General features: G+C 61.7%; 5 protein-coding genes. 3 read left to right on the top strand and 2 right to left on the bottom strand.

From position 1 onward, the window contains the following. Both EOA22_RS24435 and EOA22_RS24430 read right to left on the bottom strand, forming a co-directional pair. The coding region (locus tag EOA22_RS24435; protein WP_164755785.1) for a hypothetical protein at positions 1-195 on the bottom strand (195 nt) is incomplete at its 3' end. A gap of 91 nt (positions 196-286) precedes the next feature. After that, entirely contained in the window at positions 287-1,252 is a 966-nt protein-coding gene (locus EOA22_RS24430) for a sugar-binding transcriptional regulator (protein WP_013532917.1), read from the bottom strand. Positions 1,253-1,442: 190 nt separating this feature from the next. On the opposite strand from EOA22_RS24430, the gene EOA22_RS24425 reads away from it, so the two are divergent. From EOA22_RS24425 to EOA22_RS24410, 3 genes are all read left to right on the top strand, one after another. Further along, positions 1,443-3,083, top strand: coding sequence for an acyl-CoA synthetase (locus tag EOA22_RS24425; RefSeq protein ID WP_063167610.1), 1,641 nt, complete (start codon positions 1,443-1,445; stop codon positions 3,081-3,083). Between the two features lie 453 nt (positions 3,084-3,536). Next, positions 3,537-4,142, top strand: a complete 606-nt coding sequence (locus EOA22_RS24415; RefSeq protein ID WP_013532915.1) for a TetR family transcriptional regulator — start codon at positions 3,537-3,539, stop codon at positions 4,140-4,142. Between the two features lie 56 nt (positions 4,143-4,198). Next, a partial coding sequence (locus EOA22_RS24410; RefSeq protein WP_127390269.1) for an efflux RND transporter periplasmic adaptor subunit occupies positions 4,199-4,821 on the top strand: 623 nt, incomplete at its 3' end.

Genomic DNA, 4,821 nt, shown 5'->3' with positions numbered 1-4,821 from the left:
GTCCCACTGGTCGCCGACGAGGTCGGTTGCCGTCGTCTTGCAAGAGGTGTTGCCGCCGCCATGCAGGACCAGCCGTGGTTCGCCGCCGAGCAGCCGGGTCGTGTAGACGCGCAGCGCCAGGTCGCGGCCGACACCCTTTTTCGCGTAGTCTGCGACGAGTTTTTCGGCTGCTTCGTCATTCCACAAATTCTTCATGTTCGCTTCGTCCGGTTGTTTGTCTTTGATGGTGAAACAGCAATGCCGCGACGCTTTGATGACAATGCGCCGGCGACGGAGAGGGGATTTCCTAGGAGGCCTTTTCTGTCGTGGCAGCCGCATGATCCAGGAGCCGCTGCGCCATGTGTGCGCCGACCACCAGATGCGTGCAAAGGCCGCCGGCGATCGCCGCGAGCAGCGGTTCGAACTTGCTGTCCTCCTGCACCACCACCAACCGCCTGGCGATGGCGCGCAGCGAGGCAAGCTCGGCGGAGATCACCCGCCTGTTATAACTGCAGTCGAGCACCTTGCCCTCGGCGTCTATGATCTGCCCGGCAATCACGCCGGCAGCGCCTTGGCTGCGCAGATCCGCCATTTCGCTTGGCGTCAGCGCGCCGCATTTGACCAGATGGCTGTCGGCGTCGACCGCGCCGACCGAGTATAACGCCAGGTCGCATTCGCCGACACCCGACAATTGTTCCCGGATCACCGGCTCGGCACGCAGCGCACGCGCAAGTTCTTCCGTAGACAGCACCAGCGGCGCGTAGAAATTGAGCCCTTTGGCGTTGAGCCGCCGCGCGATTTCCATAGTGCATTGGTCGGGGCGATAGGAATAGGGCGCGCCGAGATTGCCGCAGAGCTGCACCACCGTGACATCCTGCAGGTCGGCATAGGACATGACGTCGGCAATCATATAGACGGTGCGGCCCCAGGCGACGCCGATGCGGTCGCCCTTCTTGACCAGTTCGAGAAAGACGCTCGCCGCCAGCACGGCGATTTCCGTCGACGGGTCGGCAATATGATCATTCTCCGGCGCGATCCAGACGGCGTCGAGGCTCAGCGCATCCTCGAGCTTGCGCGCCAGCACGTCGTCGGTGAAAAGCTGGGTCGAAGTCGAGATGTTGACGATGCCGGTCTCGCGCGCCTTGCGCAGGTACATGGCGACCGAGGCACGGGAAATGTTAAGCTGGCTCGCCACCTGGTCCTGCCGCAGGCCATGGGCATAGTAGAGCCAGGCGGCCTTGTGGATGAGTTGTTCTGCCGGTCGGATCGCCATGCCGTCTCCTCAGCTGACATTATTCACGGCTCTCGACAAAAGTCAAACTGGGCAGAGGTATGCGATGCTCCCGCTTGCGCCGAATCTGGTTCATCATTGTGCCGAATGCGCTCTGTCGTGGCATCGTTTGTGGTGACGCGGCCCGAGCCTGTGATTAGAACGTCTGAAAGAAAATCGCGGGGAGCATGGGATGGGCAATCCTTACGAACAGGATCTCGACAAGAACGCGGCCAACCATCAGCCGCTGACGCCGCTCACCTATCTGGAGCGCGCGGCCAAGACCTATCCCGACCATATCGCCATCATCCATGGCCGCCAGCGCATCGACTATCGCACTTTCTGGCAGCGGTCGCTGAAGCTTGCCTCGGCCCTTCAGAAGCGCGGCATCGGCAAGGGCGACACCGTCACCGTCATGCTGTCAAACACGCCGCCGATGCTGGAGGCGCATTTCGGCGTGCCGATGACCAAGGCGGTGCTGCATTCGCTCAACACCCGCCTCGATGCGGCGGTCATCGCTTTCCAACTCGATCATGCCGAGACCAAGCTGCTGATCGTCGACCGCGAATTCTCCGGCGTCGTCAAGCAGGCCCTGGAACTGGCCAGGGTCAAGCCGCTGGTCATCGACTATGACGATCCCGAATACGCCGCCGACGCGCCGTACCCAAAGGGCGAGCGGGTAGGCTCACTGGACTATGAGGCATTTGTCGCAGGCGGCGACGCGGACTTCGCCTGGTCGATGCCCGACGACGAGTGGGATGCGATTTCGCTCAACTACACGTCCGGAACGACGGGCAATCCGAAGGGCGTCGTCTACCACCATCGCGGTGCGGCCCTGATGGCCTACACCAACACCATCCATGCCGGCATGGCCAAGCACGCGGTCTATTTGTGGACGCTGCCGATGTTCCACTGCAATGGCTGGTGCTTTCCCTGGACGCTCGCCGTCCAGGCCGGCACCCATGTCTGTCTGCGCTGGGTGCGGCCGAAGCCGATCTACGATGCGATCGCCGATCAGGGCGTCACCCATCTGTGCGGCGCGCCGGTCGTCATGTCGGTGCTGATCAATGCCAGGGACGAGGACAAGCGCGCATTTCCGCAGACGGTCACTTTCAACACGGCTGCAGCACCCCCGCCGGAAGCCGTGCTGTCGGGGATGGCGGATGCCGGCTTTGCCGTCACCCATCTCTACGGCCTGACCGAGACCTATGGCCCGGCGGTCGTCAACGAATGGCACGGCGCCTGGGATGATCTCGAAAAGGGCGAGCGCAGCGCCAGGAAGGCGCGGCAGGGCGTGCGCTATGCAGCGCTCGAAGGCCTGACGGTCATGGACCCCGAGACGATGCGGACGACACCGGCCGACGGCGAGACAATCGGCGAGGTCATGTTCCGCGGCAACATCGTCATGAAAGGCTACCTGAAAAACCGCAAGGCGAGCGACGAAGCCTTCGCCGGCGGCTGGTTCCATTCCGGCGATCTCGGCGTCATGCACCCCGATGGCTACATCCAGCTCAAGGACCGCTCCAAGGACATCATCATCTCCGGTGGCGAGAACATTTCCTCTATCGAGGTCGAGGACGCGCTCTACAAGCACCCGTCGGTTGCCTCTTGCGGCGTCGTCGCCAGGCCCGACGACAAATGGGGCGAAGTGCCTGTTGCCTATGTCGAGCTGAAACCCGGCAAGGTCGCGACCGAAGCCGAGATCATCGATCACTGCCGCGCGCTGCTTGCCCGGTTCAAAGTGCCGAAGGCGGTCATCTTCGCCGAAATCCCGAAAACCTCGACCGGCAAGATCCAGAAATTCCGGCTACGCGAGATGGCCAAGGGGGCTTAGCTGCATCGCCACCCATGCTTCGCCTCGACAATTTGTCGCGGGCTTCGTCATCCTAGGGTGTAGCAGTCGCGAGCGACGTCGCGGAAACCCTGGAGCTGCTCCGCAGCCCAAGGGATCCATGCCGTCACCTTGCGGCCGAGCTCCGACAGTCGAGAATGGCGGCTGCAGGCTACAGCTCGCTGACCGGTGTAAACCTGTTGATCCGTCGCACTCTTTGACCAACGTCGCGGCATGGATCCTAGGGTCTGCGCCGCGTCGCTTCGCTCCTTGCTTCGCCCTAGGATGACGAATTCATCAGGGCCAGCCGCTAACGGCGATCGTCGATTCCACCTTCTCACTGTCACCATCTGTCACCATTCGTACGTGTATACCGAATCCGCATTGACAGGTCCTTCTTTTCGATTTACGAGTGATGAAAATCAAAATTCGTCACTCGTAAATCGATAGAGGATCATGTCCGAAGCCGCCACCATAGTCGCCGAAGCCGCCCGACAGGAAAATGTAACGCGCATTCTCGATTGCGCCGAGCGCCTGTTCCGGCACTATGGCTACGGCAAGACCAATGTCGCCGACATTGCGCGTGAGCTCGGCATGTCGCCGGCCAACATCTACCGTTTCTTCGCCTCCAAGGTCGAAATCCACCAGGCCGTCTGCGGCCGGATGCTCGGCGCCAGCTACAAGATGGCCTACGAGATTTCGCGCCTGCCGATCAGCGCCGAGGAGCGGCTCCGGCGCTACGTGCATGCGCAATACAAGATGACGATGGAGGTCATGCTCGACGACCAGAAGGTCCACGAGATGGTCATCGTCGCCCTCGAACGGGATTGGGGTGTGATCGACAAGCATGTCGACAGCATTCACGACCTGTTCGCGGAAATCATTCGTGACGGGATCGAGGCCGGTGAGTTCAGAAAACAGGATCCGGTTATCGCGTCTCGCTGTTTCGGCGCCGCGACCGTCATCCTGTGTCATCCGCAGATGGTGGCGCAATGCCTTGCCAAGACCAACCGGGCAATGCCTGACGACCTCGTCGACTATGCAATCAAGGCCTTGAAGTAGCCTCCGCCCGCCGGGCGCCGGTTTCAACGATTCATCTCCATTTCGGGAGTACGCGCGTGTCTTCGTTCAGTTCAATCATCGGCAGGTTGCCCGCTGTAGGCCCGGTGCTGCTTGTCACCGCCACTCTCGGGCTTGCCGGCTGCAGCCAGGAAAAAACCGAAGTCAAGGATATCATCCGCCCGGTCAAGGTTGTCGAGATCGCGAAGGTACATGACACCCGCACGCTCTCCTATTCCGGGTCGGTGAGGGCCCGCACCGAGAGCGCTCTGGCATTCCGCGTCAATGGCAAGATCACCGAGCGCCTCGTCGATATCGGCCAGCATGTGGCCTCGGGCGATGTGCTCGCCCGCATCGATCCCATTGACTACGACCTTTCGGTCAAGAGCGCGCAGGCAGCGCTCGATGCCGCCGAGCGGCAGGTCGAGACCGTGGAACTCGCCCGCAAGCGTGCCGAGCAGCTTTTTGCCAAGAATTTTGCCCCGAAATCACAGCTCGAACAGGCGACCTTGACCTATGACCAAGCGGTCGCCACCCGTGATTCCGCCCTTTCGACACTGGCTCAGGCGAAGAACCAGGTCGGTTATACCGATCTCAAGGCCGACAGGGATGGCATCGTCACCACGGTCAGCGCCGACGTTGGCCAGGTGGTCGGTTCCGGCACGCCGGTTGTCACTGTCGC

Source organism: Mesorhizobium sp. M7A.F.Ca.US.014.04.1.1, assembly GCF_003998745.1.
GTDB lineage: Bacteria > Pseudomonadota > Alphaproteobacteria > Rhizobiales > Rhizobiaceae > Mesorhizobium > Mesorhizobium ciceri.
The sequence above is the reverse complement of the archived record's forward strand: the minus strand, read 5'-3'. Positions and strand labels throughout refer to the sequence as shown.